15 protein-coding genes are annotated in these 15,748 nt (G+C 70.1%); 9 read left to right on the top strand and 6 right to left on the bottom strand.

Annotation, left to right across the window (positions count from 1 at the left end):
• Nucleotides 1-49: 49 nt before the first annotated feature.
• Complete coding sequence (locus V6V89_RS21660) at nucleotides 50-553, bottom strand: inorganic diphosphatase (protein WP_334621016.1); 504 nt, start codon at nucleotides 551-553, stop codon at nucleotides 50-52.
• A gap of 366 nt (nucleotides 554-919) precedes the next feature.
• Here V6V89_RS21660 and dacB point away from each other — a divergent pair, with 366 nt between their 5' ends.
• From dacB to V6V89_RS21640, 4 genes are all read left to right on the top strand, one after another.
• Nucleotides 920-2,326 (top strand): D-alanyl-D-alanine carboxypeptidase/D-alanyl-D-alanine endopeptidase, encoded by a 1,407-nt coding sequence (dacB, locus tag V6V89_RS21655; protein WP_334621015.1) that lies wholly within the window; start codon nucleotides 920-922, stop codon nucleotides 2,324-2,326.
• Between the two features lie 140 nt (nucleotides 2,327-2,466).
• Nucleotides 2,467-3,519 carry a zinc-dependent metalloprotease gene (locus tag V6V89_RS21650; RefSeq protein ID WP_334621014.1) on the top strand — a complete coding sequence of 351 codons (1,053 nt, stop codon included), beginning with the start codon at nucleotides 2,467-2,469 and terminating at the stop codon, nucleotides 3,517-3,519.
• Nucleotides 3,520-3,531: 12 nt separating this feature from the next.
• Nucleotides 3,532-4,506: a tRNA lysidine(34) synthetase TilS gene (gene tilS, locus V6V89_RS21645; protein ID WP_334621013.1), complete on the top strand. Its 975-nt coding sequence runs from the start codon at nucleotides 3,532-3,534 to the stop codon at nucleotides 4,504-4,506.
• Nucleotides 4,503-6,059, top strand: a complete 1,557-nt coding sequence (locus V6V89_RS21640; protein ID WP_334621012.1) for a gamma-glutamyltransferase family protein — start codon at nucleotides 4,503-4,505, stop codon at nucleotides 6,057-6,059. The genes tilS and V6V89_RS21640 overlap by 4 nt, the downstream gene beginning before the upstream one ends.
• On the opposite strand, the gene V6V89_RS21635 is transcribed toward V6V89_RS21640, so the two are convergent.
• A complete protein-coding gene (locus V6V89_RS21635) occupies nucleotides 6,060-7,013 on the bottom strand; it encodes a GlxA family transcriptional regulator (RefSeq protein ID WP_334621010.1) in 954 nt (317 codons plus the stop codon).
• A 157-nt stretch (nucleotides 7,014-7,170) separates the two neighbouring features.
• Here V6V89_RS21635 and V6V89_RS21630 point away from each other — a divergent pair, with 157 nt between their 5' ends.
• From V6V89_RS21630 to folE, 4 genes are all read left to right on the top strand, one after another.
• A complete protein-coding gene (locus tag V6V89_RS21630) occupies nucleotides 7,171-7,311 on the top strand; it encodes a hypothetical protein (RefSeq protein ID WP_334621009.1) in 141 nt (46 codons plus the stop codon).
• Between the two features lie 61 nt (nucleotides 7,312-7,372).
• Complete coding sequence (hpt, locus tag V6V89_RS21625; protein WP_334621008.1) at nucleotides 7,373-7,948, top strand: hypoxanthine phosphoribosyltransferase; 576 nt, start codon at nucleotides 7,373-7,375, stop codon at nucleotides 7,946-7,948.
• Nucleotides 7,949-8,173: 225 nt separating this feature from the next.
• A complete protein-coding gene (gene ftsH / locus V6V89_RS21620; protein WP_334621007.1) occupies nucleotides 8,174-10,192 on the top strand; it encodes an ATP-dependent zinc metalloprotease FtsH in 2,019 nt (672 codons plus the stop codon).
• Nucleotides 10,189-10,875 (top strand): GTP cyclohydrolase I FolE, encoded by a 687-nt coding sequence (gene folE / locus V6V89_RS21615; protein ID WP_334621056.1) that lies wholly within the window; start codon nucleotides 10,189-10,191, stop codon nucleotides 10,873-10,875. Before ftsH ends, folE begins: the two co-directional genes overlap by 4 nt.
• Before the next feature lie 2 nt (nucleotides 10,876-10,877).
• Here the strand turns inward: folE and V6V89_RS21610 are convergent, their stop codons facing one another.
• The 3 genes from V6V89_RS21610 to V6V89_RS21600 all read right to left on the bottom strand — a co-directional run bounded on the left by V6V89_RS21610 (nucleotide 10,878) and on the right by V6V89_RS21600 (nucleotide 14,525).
• Entirely contained in the window at nucleotides 10,878-11,138 is a 261-nt protein-coding gene (locus V6V89_RS21610; RefSeq protein ID WP_334621006.1) for a hypothetical protein, read from the bottom strand.
• Between the two features lie 11 nt (nucleotides 11,139-11,149).
• Nucleotides 11,150-11,815 carry a hypothetical protein gene (locus tag V6V89_RS21605; RefSeq protein ID WP_334621005.1) on the bottom strand — a complete coding sequence of 222 codons (666 nt, stop codon included), beginning with the start codon at nucleotides 11,813-11,815 and terminating at the stop codon, nucleotides 11,150-11,152.
• Nucleotides 11,816-11,936: 121 nt separating this feature from the next.
• Nucleotides 11,937-14,525, bottom strand: coding sequence for an FtsK/SpoIIIE domain-containing protein (locus V6V89_RS21600; protein ID WP_334621055.1), 2,589 nt, complete (start codon nucleotides 14,523-14,525; stop codon nucleotides 11,937-11,939).
• 200 nt (nucleotides 14,526-14,725) lie between these two features.
• Between V6V89_RS21600 and V6V89_RS21595 the strand changes: the two genes are divergently transcribed.
• Nucleotides 14,726-15,160, top strand: a complete 435-nt coding sequence (locus V6V89_RS21595; protein WP_334621004.1) for a hypothetical protein — start codon at nucleotides 14,726-14,728, stop codon at nucleotides 15,158-15,160.
• Here V6V89_RS21595 and V6V89_RS21590 read toward each other — a convergent pair whose 3' ends face one another.
• Nucleotides 15,161-15,742, bottom strand: a complete 582-nt coding sequence (locus V6V89_RS21590) for a hypothetical protein (protein WP_334621054.1) — start codon at nucleotides 15,740-15,742, stop codon at nucleotides 15,161-15,163.
• Between the last annotated feature and the right edge of the window lie 6 nt (nucleotides 15,743-15,748).

The raw sequence follows: 15,748 nt of genomic DNA, 5'->3' as shown, positions 1-15,748 counted from the left end.
GTGCATTTGCCCTTGATCGACGGAAGAAGGGGCGGCGGGGACGGGTGCGCTACTCGGCGGGCGGGGCGGGGTGGGCTACCTCGTGGCGGCGGCGGGAGGCACGGATCTCGGCCTCGGCCTCAACACGGCCGACCCAGGTCGCGCCCTCGACCGACTTACCGGGCTCGAGGTCCTTGTAGACCTCGAAGAAGTGCTGGATCTCCAGCCGGTCGAACTCGCCCAAGTGGTGAATGTCCCTCAGGTGCTCCTGGCGCGGATCTTCGAAAGGCACGCACAGCACCTTGTCGTCGCCGCCCTTTTCGTCCTTCATCCGGAACATCCCGATCGTCCGGCACCGGATCAGGCACCCGGGGAACGTCGGTTCCTGCACCAGGACGAGCGCGTCGAGCGGGTCGCCGTCTTCGCCCAGGGTGCCTTCGATGAACCCGTAGTCGGCCGGGTACTGGGTGGCGGTGAAGAGTGTCCGGTCCAGTCTGATGCGGCCTGTAACGTGGTCAACCTCGTACTTGTTGCGGTGACCCTTGGGGATCTCAACCGTGACGTCGAAATCCATCTTCACGCTCCCCTACAGCCTGGACGGTCGCGTGTTGCCCCACGCGATCCGACAAGCCAACGCCGCATAGTGTTCGAACGCAAGTAGTGTCGCCTAGACCGGATCACGCACGGGAGGAGGGGCCGGGTGCCGAGGCAAGATTCACAGTCTGGCCCCGGGGACGAGACGGTACGCATTCCGGCGACACCCCCGGTGACCGAGGAGCAAGAGACGCTCCGGCTGCCCTCGTTCGACGGTTGGCCACCCGTGTCGCCCGTTCGGCCCCCGCCGTCCGGCCCTCAGTCTCCGAAACCGGCACAACAGCCCCAAAGTAGTCAGCCGCCACCGCCGAGGAAGAGCAGAAGAGGCCTCCTCGCCGCCATCACGGTGGTCGCGCTCCTCGCGGTGGTGACCGCCGGCACAGTCATCGTTCGCCCCGGACCGGTCGCCGGCTGGCTCGGCGAGGGCACCGCCGGCACGCCCAGCGCCGCCGCCTCGCGGTCCTCCGAGCCGGAGCCGTCCCCGGTACTGGTCGCCTCGGCCACCGACGCCCCGATGCCGAGCGCGGCCGGGGTGAGCGCCGTACTGGACCCGATCGTCGCCTCGGCGGGACTCGGCAGCCGCACCCACCTCTCGGTCGTCGACGCGGCGACCGGCGAGGCGCTGTACTCCCGAGGCCCAGACACGCCCACGGTGCCCGCATCGACCACCAAGATCGTGACTGCCGCGGCGGTGCTGGCCGCACGCGGGCCCACGTACCGGATCGAGACCCGCGTGGTCGCCGGCGCCAACCCGGGCGAGGTGGTGATCGTGGGCGGTGGCGACCCGACGCTCGCGGTCAACGGCACCGGCACCTACCCAGGGGCGGCCCGCCTCGATCAGCTCGCGAAGCAGGTCAAGGAGGCGCTCGGCGGCACCGCTGCGACCAAGGTGATCGTCGACGGCAGCCTCTTCACCGGGCCAGTGTTCGAGCCCAGCTGGGACCCGGACATCCCGACCAGCGGGTTCGGCGCCGCGACCACCGCGCTCACCACCAACGGCGCGCGCATCAACCCGAAGCAGGCGACCGGGTACGCCAAGCGGTACGCCACGCCGGACATCGCGGCCGGGCAGGCGTTCGCTAAGGCACTCGGTGTCTCCACGAAGGCCGTCACCAAGGGAACGGCACCGGCGACGTCGGATGCGACCCCCACGCCGGGCAGCGAGGCTCCGGCTCCCGGGACGGTCCTTGGAAAGGTCGAGTCGCCGCCGATCCTCCGGCTGGTCGAGTTCATGCTGACCGACAGTGACAACGTCGTGGCGGAATACCTCGCCCGGCAGGTGGCGATCGCCCGCAACGAACCCGCTTCGTACACCGGTGGCGGGGCCGCCTCGCTGGCGGTACTCGATCAACTCGGCCTGCCCGCGTCGGAGGGCGCGCTGTCCGACGGCAGCGGGCTTTCCCGTAAGAACAGCCTTACCCCCACGCTGCTCACCGACGTGCTGAAGCTGGCCGCGGACGGTTCCCACCCCGAGTTGGCCGGAGTGATCAGCGGCCTGCCGGTCGCGGCCTGGTCCGGGACGCTGCGCGACCGGTACCGGAGCCCGGCGCCCGGCGGCCCAGGCGCGGGCGTGGTCCGCGCCAAGACGGGCACCCTGGGTGGGGTGAATTCCATCTCCGGCGTCGTGGTGACCGCCCAGGGCAGGCTGCTGGCGTTCGCGGTGCTCGCCGACAAGGTCCCGGTGGGTAAGGACCAGGCCGAGGTGGGGCTCGACAAGATCCCCAACGCGCTGGCCGGCTGCGGGTGTGTGTGAGCGCGCGGCCGCGGTTGGGCCGCCACAAAGCGAGGGAGCATAGCGACTGAGCGACTGGCGGCCCAACCGCGGCCTTCGGGGCGCGCGAGCCGCCCGAGCGGAGCGAGGGCCAACTAGCAGAGCCCGGGTACGGTGGGGTGATGGCGCAGTTCGTGGACTGGGATCTGGCCGCCGCTACCGCTGGCGCGCTGAGCAAGTCCGGGCCGCGGGTCTCGTACGACGAGGCCAGCGACGTCGTTGCAGACCTGCGGCGGCTTACCGACGAGGCGGCCGGGCACGTGGCGGAGTACACGGGGCTGCGTTCGCAGATCGCGCACCCGCCGGTGCGGATCGTCGACCGCAAGGACTGGGCGGCCGTCAACATCGCGGGCCTTCGTGAGGTCGTCACCCCGCTGGTAAACCGGCTGGCCGGTGACAAGCAGCCGGGGGCGTTCACCGACGTGATCGGCTCGCGCTTCACCGGGGTGCAGGCGGGCACCGTGCTGGGATACCTGTCCGGGCGGGTGCTCGGGCAGTACGAGGTGTTCTCGTCCGACCCGGGGCAGCTGCTGCTCGTCGCGCCGAACATCGTTGAGGTCGAGCGCAAGCTCCAGGCCGACCCCCGTGACTTCCGGCTCTGGGTGTGCCTGCACGAGGTGACGCACCGCACGCAGTTCGCGGCGGTGCCGTGGATGCGCGGGCACTTCCTGGGTGAGGTGCAGGCGTTCGTCGACGCGTCGCAGGCGGGCGGCGAGCACTTCCTCGAACGCGTGCGCCGCAGCATCGCCACGCTATCCGAGGCGGTGCGTGACCCCGACAGCCGCCTCAGCGTGCTCGACCTCGTGCAGACACCCGGCCAGCGTGCCGTGCTCGACCGGCTCACCGCGCTGATGACGCTGCTGGAGGGGCACGCTGAGTTCGTGATGGACGGTGTCGGCCCCGAGGTGATCCCGAGCGTCGAGCAGATCCGCGCCAAGTTCAACCGCCGCCGCGAGGCCGGCAACCCGCTCGAAAAGGCGATCCGCAAGGTGCTCGGCATCGAGGTGAAGATGCGCCAGTACGCGGAGGGCCGCAAGTTCGTGCACGGGGTGGTCGAGCGGGTCGGCATGGAAGGCTTCAACAAGATCTTCAGCTCGCCGCTCACCCTGCCCCGGCTGGAAGAGCTGGGCGACCCCGACGCCTGGGTGGCGCGGGTCCACCCAGGCGCGGCCTGACCCTCAACAACAGTGGCCGCTCTCGCGCCGCCGGTCGCCGCGATCCGCGTCGCGGTCCGGCAAGCTTTGCGAGGTGTACGCGGACACGTGCTCGTGGCGTGCTCTGGCGGCGCCGATTCCCTGGCCCTGGCGGCGGCGACCGCCTTCGTCGCGCCACGCGCCGGCCTGGTGACCGTCGACCACGGGCTGCAACCCGGCTCGGCCGAGCGCGCGGCGGCGGTGGCGTCGTGGGCGCGCGATGCCGGACTGGCACCGGTTGAGGTCGCCACCGTCGAGGTGTCGGGGCGCCCCGGAGGCCCCGAAGCGGCCGCCCGCGAAGCCCGCTACGAGGCCCTGCTGGACGCGGCCGCCCGGCACGGCGCCGCGGCGGTACTGCTCGGGCACACCCGCGACGACCAGGCCGAGACCGTGCTGCTGGCGCTCGCCAGGGGCGCCGGCCCGCGCGGGCTGGCCGGGATGCCGGCGCGGCGCGACGCGGGCGGGGTGGCCCTGCTGCGCCCGCTGCTCGACGTGTCGCGCGAGGACACCCGCAAGGCGTGCGCGGCGCTCGGCCTCAGCCCGTGGGAGGACCCGCACAACGCGGACCCCAGCTTCGCGCGGTCCCGGGTGCGTCACGGGGCACTGCCCGCGCTCGTGGCGGCTCTGGGCCCGGGCGTCGTCGGCAACCTCGCGCGCACCGCCACGCTCCTCGCGGACGACACCGCGGCGCTGGACTCCCTCGCCACCGCGGCACTGGCCTCGGCCCGTGCCCCGGACGGGTCGCTCTCCGTGCCAGCCCTCGCGGAGCTGCCCCGCGCGCTGCGCACCCGCGTGTTGCACGCCTGGGCCCGCGAGCTGGGCGCCCGCCCAGCGGCGCTTTCCCATCGGCACGTGGCGGCCCTCGACGCGCTGGTGACGGCGTGGCGCGGGCAGGGCCCGACGCACCTGCCGGGCGGGATCGAGGTGTCCCGGTCCGGCGACCACCTGTTGGCTCCGCCGCCGTCATGAGGCCGCTCTTCGCTCCGCGCGGGGCGGTCGCGACCAGCCAGCCGCTCGCCGCCAGCGCTGGTCTCGCGGTGCTGCGCCGCGGCGGCAACGCCGTCGACGCGGCGCTCGCCACCGCGATAGCGCTGACCGTCGTGCAGCCGACGTCGAACGACGTCGGCGGGGACCTCTTCGCGATCGTGTGGGACGGCGAGCGGCTGCACGGGCTCAACGGCTCGGGCCGGTCGCCGGCGGCGCTCACGCTCGACCGGCTGGGCGGGCGGATGCCAGAGCGCGGCTGGCTACCGGTGACCGTACCCGGGGCGCCGGCCGGCTGGCGGGACCTGCACGAGCGCTTCGGCGTCCTGCCGTTCGCCGATCTCTTCGCCGACGCGGTCGAGTACGCCGAAAGCGGGTATCCGGTCTCGCCGGAGGTGGCGCGGGCCTGGGCCAGGGCGGTGGCCGAGCACGCCGCCCTGCGTGGGCCGGAGTTCGACGAGTGGGGACGGGTGTTCACCATCGCGGGTCGCGCGCCCACGGCGGGGGAGCGCTGGCGTAACCCCGGTGCGGCACGGGCACTCCGGCTGATCGCCGATACTCGTGCGGACGCGTTCTACCTGGGCGAGATCGCGTCCGCGCTGGCGGCGCACTCTGGCAGTACAGGCGGATTGCTGACCGCGGCGGACCTGGCGGCGCACGGCTCCACCTGGGTGGAGCCGGTGTCCGTGGCTTATCGGGGCCACGAGGTGTGGGAGCTGCCGCCGAACGGGCAGGGAGTCGCCGCTCTCCTCGCCCTCGGCGTGCTCGACGGTGTCGATCTGGCCGCGATGCCCCTGGCCGAGCGTCTGCACTGGCAGATCGAGGCGATGAAGCTGGGGTTCGCGGACACGTTCGCGTACGTGGCCGATCCTTCGGCGATGGCGGTGCCGACCGACTCGCTTCTCTCGCCCGCGTATCTGGCCTCCCGCCGTGCTCTCATCGGTGAGCGGGCGGCGGTGCCCAGCCCCGGCGAGCCGGTGCGGGGCGGCACGGTCTACCTGTGCGCCGCCGACGCCGGCGGCATGATGGTGAGCCTCATCCAGTCGAACTACATGGGCTTCGGGTCGTACGTGGTGCTGCCCGGATTCGGGTTCGGGCTGCACAACCGGGGTGTCGGATTCCGGCTGGAGCCGGGGCATCCCAATGCGGTCGGCCCCGGCAAGCGGCCCTTCCACACGATCATCCCGGGGTTCCTGACGCGCGGCGAAGCGCCGGTGGGGCCGTTCGGGGTGATGGGCGGGCACATGCAGCCGCAGGGCCACCTCCAGGTGATCTCGTCCACCGTGGACCGTGGACTGGATCCGCAGGCGGCCCTCGCCGAGCCGCGCTGGCAGTGGCGGGCCGGCCGGACTGTACTGGTGGAGGACGGGCTGGCCCGGCCCGCCGTACTGGAGGAGCTGCGCTCGCGCGGCCACCAGGTGCGCGTCGAACCCGAGCCGACGGGGTTCGGGTACGGGCAGGCGATCTGGCGCCTGCCGGACGGCGGCTACGTGGCCGGGTCGGAACCGCGCGCCGACGGTTCCGCGCTCGGGTACTGATCAGGCCCTATCCCGGAACGTCGCGCGGTATGCCTGCGGGGTCGCCTTTACGCGCTTGGTGAAGTGGTGCCGCATCGTGGCCGCGTCGCCGAAACCGGCTCGGGTGGCTATCGTCTCGACGCTCAGCTCTGTGTCTTCGAGCAGCTGGCGAGCCAGCAGCACGCGCTGATTGGTGATCCAGTCGTGTGGCGTCGTGCCGGTCTCGGCACGGAACCGCCGGGCGAACGTACGCGGTGCCATGTGCGCGCGGGCCGCCATCTCCTCCACTGTCACCGGCCTGTCGAGGCTACCGATCAGCCAGGCCAGCACCGGCTCCAGCGTGGGGGCGTCGGGGGCCTTGGCCATCGGCGCCTCGACGAACTGGGCCTGGCCGCCGTCGCGGTGCGGCGGCACGACCATCCGCCGGGCGAGCTTGGTGGCGAACGCCGAGCCGTGCTCCTGCCGCACGAGGTGCAGCGCAGCGTCGATGCCAGCTGCCGTGCCGGCGCTGGTGAGCAGGTTGCCGTCCTGGATGTACAACGCGTCGCAGTGCACCTTCGCCTTTGGGAACCGCTGCTGGAGCTCGTCGACGTGCTTCCAGTGGGTGGTGCACTCGCGCCCGTCGAGCAGGCCAGCATCGCCGAGCACGTACGCACCGGAGCAGACGCTGAAGATGTACGCGCCGCGGTCGGCGGCGCGCCTCAGCGCCTCCAGCACCGAGTCGGGCACAAAGGATTCGTCGGCGTGCGCGGGGACGGCGACCAGGTCGGCATCTTCAACCGGTGTGAGGTCGGCGCTGGGCGCGATCTCGAAGCCGGACTTGCAGCGCACCGGCTTGCCGTCGGCGCTGCACAGGTCGAACCGGTAACTGGGGAAACCGTCGGCCGTGCGGTCGGTGCCGAAGACCTCGCAGAGCACGCCGAGCTCGAACGCGGCGACCCCGTCGAACACGATGACGGCGACGTTGTGAAGCATGCCACCAGCGTAGCGCGGACTTGGCAGGATTTTTAGGGGTGATGGCATTTCTGCCACTGTCAGTGCGGGGGAGCCCGGCGGAAACTAGATACAGACGTCCGGTGCGCACCGGCGGCGAACCTCAAAAAGAGAACCCGATCAAGAAGGTTGTGCCGCCATGGAACTCCTCGTACTCCTGCTCTTCTTTGTCGTCCTCGGCCTCGCGTCGCGCTTCGGCTGGACCCAGGACAGCCGCGACTCCGCCGACTGGAAGCCGTCCGAAGGCGGACGGAGGCGCTCCCGCCCCCGACTGTCCTGACCTGGGTCTGAGTTTCCGCCCCCGGCGACGTGCCGTAACCCGCGTACGGCAGGCTTATGTCATGGCTGACGGCTCCTGGTACGACGCCGACATCGATCATGTGATCATCACCGAAGCGCAGATCCGCGAAAAGATCGAAGAACTGGCCAAGCAGGTGTCCGCCGACCACGCCGCGGTCGAGGGTGGGCTCCTGCTGGTCTGCGTGCTGAAGGGCGCGGTCATGTTCATGGCCGACTTCGCCCGCGCGCTCGGCCGGTACGGTCCGGCCATCGAGTTGGAGTTCATGGCCGTGTCCTCCTACGGCCAGGGCGCCACCTCGTCCGGGGTAGTGCGCATCCTCAAAGACCTCGACCGCGACATCGCCGGCCGGCACGTTGTCGTCGTGGAAGACATCGTCGACTCCGGCCTGACGCTCTCGTGGCTGCTCAAGTACCTGGAGTCCCGGTCGGCGACCAGCGTCGAGGTGGTGGCGCTGTTTCGCAAGCCGGAGGCGGTCAAGGTGCCCGTGCCGGTGAAGTACGTGGGATTCGACATCCCGAAGGAGTTCGTCGTCGGTTACGGGCTCGACTTCGCCGAGCGCTACCGGGAACTGCCGTACGTCGGTGTCCTCAAGCCCGAGGTGTATGCCCGCGCGTGAACCCACAGCGTACTCTCAGAAAACGCTGCGACCTGCCCGGATGTGGTCGTCCCGCCTTCTAGGATGCCCTATTTGCCGGGATTAGCTGGGAGCTGCCGCATCCGGAGACCGCAGGGACCCACGCGGGGTGTACCTTCGAATGACCGATGGCATGGTCTGTCGGGCAAACCAGACGGTCAGGACGTCGATCAGGAGGATCCGGGCGCCGCAGCGCTCGATAACAGTATGGAACGTACGCGTTTCTTCCGCCGCCCGGTGGTCTGGATCATCCTGGTGATCATCGGAGCGATAGCGCTCAGCTCCTTCTTCACCAGCGGTCCGAGCTACCACAAGGTCGATACTTCGGTCGCGCTCGACCAGCTCAACAACAAGGGCAACATCAAAAAGGTCGTCTTCAAGGACAAGGAGCAGACGCTCCAGTTCGACCTGACCGGCCCTGAGCAGTTCGGCGACACCAAGACCGACAAGATCCAGGCGCAGTTCCCCTACGAGGTGGGCGACGAGGTCTGGAGTGACGTCCAGGACGCGCAGAGCGCCGGGCGGATCACCGGGCCGATCGACGCCGAGGTGTCCGAAGACAGCGTCTTCCTCACCCTGCTGGTCAACCTGCTGCCCATCGCGGTGCTGGTGATCCTGCTGCTGCTATTCATGTCGCAGATGCAGGGCGGCGGCTCCCGGGTGCTCAACTTCGGCAAGTCCAAGGCGAAGATGATCACCAAGGACACGCCGAAGACCACCTTCGCGGACGTGGCCGGGGCCGACGAGGCCGTCGAGGAGCTGCACGAGATCAAGGACTTCCTGCAGAACCCGGCGAAGTACCAGGCGCTCGGCGCGAAGATCCCGAAGGGCGTGCTGCTCTTCGGCCCGCCCGGCACCGGTAAGACGCTGCTCGCTCGCGCGGTCGCCGGCGAGGCAGGGGTACCGTTTTACTCGATCTCCGGTTCCGACTTCGTCGAGATGTTCGTCGGTGTCGGTGCCTCCCGGGTCCGTGACCTCTTCGAGCAGGCCAAGGCCAACGCGCCCGCCATCGTCTTCGTCGACGAGATCGACGCGGTCGGCCGGCACCGCGGCGCCGGCATGGGCGGCGGCCACGACGAGCGCGAGCAGACGCTCAACCAGCTCCTCGTCGAGATGGACGGCTTCGACACCAAGGGCGGCGTCATCCTGATCGCCGCCACCAACCGGCCGGACATCCTCGACCCGGCGCTGCTGCGCCCGGGCCGCTTCGACCGCCAGATCGCCGTCGACAGCCCCGACATGGAGGGCCGCAAGGCCATCCTCCGGGTACATGCCAAGGGCAAGCCGTTCACCCCCGACGTCGACCTCGACGCGGTGGCCCGGCGCACCCCCGGCTTCACCGGCGCCGACCTGGCCAACGTCATCAACGAGTCGGCGCTGCTGACCGCCCGGCACAACAAGCGGGCGATCACCAACGACAACCTCGAAGAGTCGATCGACCGGGTGGTCGCCGGCCCACAGCGGCGCACCCGCGTGATGAGCGACCACGAGAAGAAGATCACCGCGTACCACGAGGGTGGCCACGCGCTGGTCGCCTGGGCGCTGCCGCACTCCGCGCCGGTGCACAAGGTGACGATCCTGTCCCGCGGACGGTCACTCGGCCACACGCTGGTCCTGCCGACCGAAGACAAGTACACCCAGACCCGCGCCGAGATGATCGACACGCTGGCGTACGCGCTGGGTGGCCGGGCCGCCGAGGAGCTTGTCTTCCACGAGCCCACCACCGGCGCTGGCAACGACATCGAAAAGGCCAGCGCGCTCGCACGGGCCATGATCACCCAGTACGGCATGAGCTCCAAGCTCGGTGCGGTCAAGTACGGCACCAGCGGCGACGAGCCGTTCCTCGGCCGCACCATGGGGCACGAGCGGGACTACTCCGACTCGGTCGCCGCCGAGATCGACGGCGAGGTGCGCGCGCTCATCGAGCTGGCGCACGACGAGGCGTGGGAGATCCTGGTCGAGTACCGGGACGTGCTCGACAGCATCGTGCTGGAGCTGATGGAGAAGGAGACCATCTCCCAGACCGACATGGCCCGCATCTGCGCCCGCGTCGTCAAGCGGCCGCCGATGGCGCCGTACAACGGCTTCGGCAAGCGCCAGCCCTCCACCGAGCCGCCGGTGCTCACGCCGGCCGAGAAGGAGGCGCTGCAGGTGCAGGCCCGTGCCGACGGAGCCGAAGCGACCGTCGGCGGCGGATCGTCAGCCAACTCGGACGGCGTCCACTGAGCACCGAGGCGTTCGGTGGGGCGTCGTCGACGGAGCCGGACGGCGACCGTGACGACGCCCTCGACTACCTCGCCGCACGGCTGGTCAACGGCAAGCTGACCGGCACCCCGATCGAGCAGGCCGTCGACCTGGCCCGCATCGAAAAGGCGGTTCGCGAGATCCTCATCGCGGTCGGCGAAGACCCCGACCGCGAAGGGCTCCTCCGCACCCCGGCCCGGGTAGCGCGCGCCTACGCAGAGCTGTTCGCCGGGCTGCGTGTCGACCCTGCACAGGTGCTCATCACCTCGTTCGAGGCCGACCACGAAGAGCTGGTACTGGTGCGCGACATCGAGGTGATGAGCCTCTGCGAGCACCACCTGCTGCCCTTCCGGGGCGTCGCGCACATCGGGTACATCCCCGGCGAGCACGGCCGCATCACCGGCCTATCGAAGCTGGCGCGCCTGGTCGAGGTCTACGCCCGCCGTCCCCAGGTGCAGGAGCGCCTCACCGCCCAGGTCGCCGACCTGCTGATGGCCAAACTCGACCCGCGCGGAGTCATCGCGGTGCTGGAATGCGAGCACATGTGCATGGCGATGCGGGGCATCCAGAAGGCCGGCAGCAAGACCATCACGTCAGCGGTGCGCGGGCTCTTCAAGTGCGACGCGAAGTCGCGCGCCGAGGCGATGAGCCTCATCATCGGGTGAGTTCACACAGTTAGGCGATAGCGGTCGGCGGAGTCGATCGCGCCACGAGCCAGCGTCTGCGCCTCGTCGAGGCGGCTCTTCGCCTGCTCCAGCCGCGAGATCGCGTCAAGCACGGTCGGGTGTACCGAACCCACAGCGGTCAGCCGCAACCGCGCCAGCGCCTCGTCCAACTGGTCGGCTACCCCGCGCAGCGCTGTCACCGCCCGGTGGGTCTGGTCGACCGAGGCCGCCACGTGCGCCTTGACCTCTTCCACGTTCGCCATACGTCCCACCCCTAGCTAAACAGGCTGAGCAGCCCCACGCCCATGCACGTCACCAGTACCGGTGCGAAGCAGACCGCGATGCCGAGCAGCGGCGTACGGTCCACTGTGCCCTCCGGCGTCCGGTCGAACGACCAGCCGATCGTCAGCCAGCTCAACCCGAACGCAGCCGCCGGCATGGTCAGCCCGCACAGCACCGCGAACAGCGGCAGCTCGGTGCCGGCCGTGGCGTACAGGGCCACCTGGACGATCAACACCACGAGGCCGAACGGGCCGTACACCATGAGATTGCGCAGCCAGACCGGAGTATCACCGCGCACCGGGCCCTGCTGGACGGCCAGCTGTGCCGCCCCGGTCACGACCGCACGAGCGCTCTCCAGCGAAGCACGCACCGGTATCGGCCCACCAACCATCGCCTGGGCCGCCAGCGACACCTCCGCCGGCGACGGCGCGAGCTCCGCCTCCGGTACGCCCATCTGGAGCAAACGGCCGCGCTCGACGCCGAGCCGGGCGCGGAGCGCCGACAGCTGCTCGCGCGCGCGGTGAGCGGCCTGCGCCTGCTCGCTGGCCGCAGTAGCCGCGCCCCGGCGCACCGCGTCAAGCCTGCGGGCCGCGGCGACATACTCGTCCCAGGCGTCGTTTCCGTCCACGCCGTTCGCCTTGCGCTCCGGTCTGGTCATGCGCCGCCTCCCGCAGCCGCCATAAAGCGTAGGGAGCGTAGCGACCGGAGTGACTGGTGGCTACAGGGTGGCACAAGGGGCGCATGACCCGGGTGAGCGAAGCGAGCGCCAGCTAGCAGAGTCATGCGTCGCGCTCCGGGCGTACGAATGGGACGATCACGGTGGTGCGGTCGGCGTGCCTGTCGTACATCAGGGCACGGTTGGGACGGTGCTGCCAATCGACCTGCTGGCCGAGCAGCAGCGACACGTCATTGCCCGGCACGTTGAGAAACACCAGACCGGCGACGTCTTCGCGGGCGGCGCTGCCACCGACCTCCTCGGTGAACCGGCGCAGGCTGCGCCACCAGGACAGCAGGTGCAGCCCTTGGCCCGGCCCTTCGCGCAGGAGGTGCCGCAGCCGGTCGGTGGGCAACCCGCCGCGGCTGATCGCGTCCATGCCGAAGACCACCAGGTATCCCGGCTCGTCGGCGTCCAGCGCCTTGCCGAGACGGGCACCGTCGACCTTTTCCGCGGTGTGCCGCTGCCCGAGGTCGGCCGCGAGCGCGCTCGCCAACTCGTCGCCGTCGGCGACCAGTGACGCGATCACGAACCGTGCGGTGCCCGGCGCGTGGCACGCGGCCACGCTGCGCGCCGCCGCGTCCAGTACGTCGGCTCCCAGCGAGCTAGGACCGAGTACGGCCAGGTGGCGGCCGGGTGAGCTGTCGAGCGGGAACGCCGCGCTCGACAGCGACACGTCGATCGTGCGCCCCACCAGCGCCGTCGGCCGACCACCGGCGCCCTTGAGCACGGCAAGGTAGGTGGGATCGTCGTCGAGGTGCTGGTGGGCATAGCCGGCGAAGATCTTCGGCGGCTTCGCAGCACCGGTCCGCTCTTCCCATAGCCGGTGCCGCACCGCCGTCAGCTCCGTCCGATCGCTGTGCGGGTCGGGGAACCGGACGGTGCGCTCGTGACCCCGGGTGGCGCCGCGCGGGCCGCCCAGCCCACCCGCCGTGTTGACGACGGCGGTGCCCAGCGGCAGGCCAGCGGCGGCGTCGTTGGTCGGCTCCAGCACGTCGCCGCCGCCAGGCAGGGCAACGCGTACGGGGAACTGCCCAAAGATCGAGTCGCGCTTGTCGTACAGGGCCTCGACGCCCAGCGCGGTCTGGCTCGACAGGATCAGGTGGATGCCGTAGGAGCGGCCCTTGCGTGCCAGCGACTCCAGCAGGCCGACCGCCTCGGCGGTCAGCGGTCCGGCCCCCGTCAACAGCACCTGAAACTCGTCGATCACGCAGATGATCCGCGGCAGACCATGGTGCTCACGCAGATCGGCGAATCGGGTCACGCCTGCCTTCTTATAAGCCACCGAGCGGCGTGTCATCTCGGCGTCCAGCTCGCGCAGCACCGCCAGGCCGTACTCCCGATCGGACTCGATACCCACCGCCCGCGCGTGCGGCAGCCAGGTGCGATCCCGCTCGCTCGGCACGAACTCCGCGAACGACACACCCTCTTTGAAATCAAGCAGATAGAGGGCGAGTTCGCTGGGCGCGTACCGGGAACAGAGCCCGTAGAGCACGTTGACGAGAAAGGCGGTCTTACCGGCGCCCGACCGTCCGCCGATCATCCAGTGTGGAGTCAGATCGTTGAACTGGACCGTCACTGGAGTGTCACTGTCGAAACCGACCGTGGTGGCCAGGCCCTCCACCGACTCCTCGGCCCACAGCCCTTCGCTGTCCTCCGGCAACAGATCGCTGAGCCGCAGGCGCGCACTCGCGGCAGAACGCTCCGACAGCTCGCTGCACACCCGCTCGAACAGGTGCGGCGGCGGATCCTCGTCGAGGAAGACCGGGGAGTTGAGACCGTTCGCGGGAGCCGACGGCGTGGGGTTACTGAACGAGGCGCCCGGTGGGTCGCTGATCAGCGCGTACGGGTTGCGCAACGCGATCATCGTGGCGCGCGGCAAGGGCTGCTGGGTTGTCTCGGCCGTCAGCGGGGGCGGTGGCCAACCCGCGACCACCAGATGCAACCCTGCCTCCGGGCCGTGCTGTGCCAACGCCGCGATCCGTGCCAGATCGGCGCCCTCGGTCAACTCCGGCAGGCTGGCGATCGCGAGCAGCAGGGTGCGGTCGCGCCGCGCATATCGAGCCGTGGCCGGCCGCGCCGGGCGTACCCACTGCTCGGCCTCCGCCAAGACGGCGCGTAAGCCCATGCGGTCGACGATCGGCGGCGGCATCAGGCCGGCGTCCGCGAGCGGTGCGAACGGCGCGAACACCAGGCCCGCACCGGCCGCGTCGATCGCCCGGACCAGCAACGACCCGGCCGGCGCTGCCGCCAACAACCGCAGCAGTACCGCCCGCAGCAGACCAGCGACACGGGGATCGCGGGCGTCGGCGTCGATCGTGAGGTGGCCGGTGCCAAGCAGCGGCACAATCGCCGGGAAACGAGCGTCGTCGAGCGGCTGCGCCATGCCCACCCGCACGAACTGAGGCTGGCGCGGCCCGCCCAGCGGAGTGACCTCCGATTGGGCGTCCAAGGGCGCGCCCAACCATCCCGGTACCAAGACAGCCGCGGCCGCCCGGAGGCGCTCGGCCAGATCGTGCTGCTCGCGCTGATCCGGCGGGGCGGGCTGGAACGACTCGAGCGCGGCAGCGGCTGCGGCGGCCGTGGCGGCGGCCTGGCGATGCAGTGCGGCGGCCTGGCTGATACGTGCTCTCGCGCTCGCCACGCCGCCCACCTCCTTTGGAGTGAGACGGTATCCCAGGCGGCTGGCATCTTCGCGCACGCGCCGCCGTTTAGCGTAGGCAATGCCGTTCGATGTCTGATTTGAGGCATTATGGCGGCGGTGCGTGGAACCGATAGCCTCGATGTGTGGACGCAGCCCAGCAGCCCAGTCGCAGTGCGCCCGCCGCTCCCCGTGTGCGTAAGGGGCGGCTTGTGTTGATGATGGTGGGCGGGTTGGTGGCGCTGCTCTGTCTGGGGGGAGCGGGGGTGGCTTTCGTCGCATACCGTGAAGCCACCGAACCAGACCGCTCCGCCCCCGACGTAGCCGTCTCAAACTACCTACGCGCGCTCTTCGTCGAACGAAACGATGTCGATACTTCTCAGTACTCATGTGAAGACCAGGCGGGACTGGCGTCGATCAAGGCATTTATGTCGGACCTGGAGTCGCGTGAAGAACGCTTCGGGGCACAATTCAATGTGTCGTGGGGAAGTCTGAATACCGGCGGCGGCGATCGTGTCGCGGAGGTCTCCGTTGACCTGCAGATCTCGGCGTTAATTGATGGGGTGCGGCAGAGCGACGTTCAGTCGTGGCGATTTGAAGTAGTAGATGAGGAGGGGTGGCGGGTTTGTTCGGCGGTTAGGGCGTAATCACTCGAGCCAGAGGAGGCGGGTGGAGATCTCAAGGGTCCGTGGGGATTGGCCGCTCCAGGCCCACCGATACCACTCCAACTCCGTAGCGATCCGCAGGCAAACATCACCGTCCGCACTCGTAAACATCTCGGTGACCGCGCGCAGGTCCCGCCGCTCCACCCCATCCACCACCTGCACCACCCGCCGCCCAGTAACCCGAATCGCGTCGGCGATCGGCACAGGATCGTGGCGCGGCGGCGCATCCAGCGAAACCAACCGCGAGGCCGTATCAGGCGGAGGCTGCTCGGGAGAAGCAAGCACCTCCACCCACACCCGATCAGCCGGTACCAGCGGCGCGAAGACCTCAATCTGTTCGGCCTCCGCCTTGTACCATTCCTGCTCCGGAATCACCGGAACAAAGGTGCGGCTCCCCTGAACCACCTTTTCATCGGCCCGCAGATCACCCCGCCATCCGTACCCGGGCAATCCGACAATGACCCGCCGTCCCCGCAAATCCTCCCGGGCGGCCGCCGGCATGGCCACGATGGACCGCGGCGCCCGGGGCACCCAACCGGGTTGCTTACCAAACGCCTCCGGCATCGGTTC

This window comes from Micromonospora sp. CPCC 206061 (assembly GCF_036906915.1).
GTDB lineage: Bacteria > Actinomycetota > Actinomycetes > Mycobacteriales > Micromonosporaceae > Phytohabitans.
Note: the sequence above shows the minus strand (reverse complement) of the source record. Positions and strands in the feature narration are given on the sequence as shown.

Coding starts and splice junctions, on each gene's coding strand:
- V6V89_RS21660 (WP_334621016.1), bottom strand. CDS start 553: ATGGATTTCGACGTCACGGTTGAGATCCCCAAGGGTCACCGCAACAAG.
- V6V89_RS21650 (WP_334621014.1), top strand. CDS start 2,467: ATGGCGCAGTTCGTGGACTGGGATCTGGCCGCCGCTACCGCTGGCGCG.
- V6V89_RS21640 (WP_334621012.1), top strand. CDS start 4,503: ATGAGGCCGCTCTTCGCTCCGCGCGGGGCGGTCGCGACCAGCCAGCCG.
- V6V89_RS21635 (WP_334621010.1), bottom strand. CDS start 7,013: ATGCTTCACAACGTCGCCGTCATCGTGTTCGACGGGGTCGCCGCGTTC.
- V6V89_RS21630 (WP_334621009.1), top strand. CDS start 7,171: ATGGAACTCCTCGTACTCCTGCTCTTCTTTGTCGTCCTCGGCCTCGCG.
- hpt (WP_334621008.1), top strand. CDS start 7,373: ATGGCTGACGGCTCCTGGTACGACGCCGACATCGATCATGTGATCATC.
- ftsH (WP_334621007.1), top strand. CDS start 8,174: ATGGAACGTACGCGTTTCTTCCGCCGCCCGGTGGTCTGGATCATCCTG.
- V6V89_RS21610 (WP_334621006.1), bottom strand. CDS start 11,138: ATGGCGAACGTGGAAGAGGTCAAGGCGCACGTGGCGGCCTCGGTCGAC.
- V6V89_RS21605 (WP_334621005.1), bottom strand. CDS start 11,815: ATGACCAGACCGGAGCGCAAGGCGAACGGCGTGGACGGAAACGACGCC.
- V6V89_RS21590 (WP_334621054.1), bottom strand. CDS start 15,742: ATGCCGGAGGCGTTTGGTAAGCAACCCGGTTGGGTGCCCCGGGCGCCG.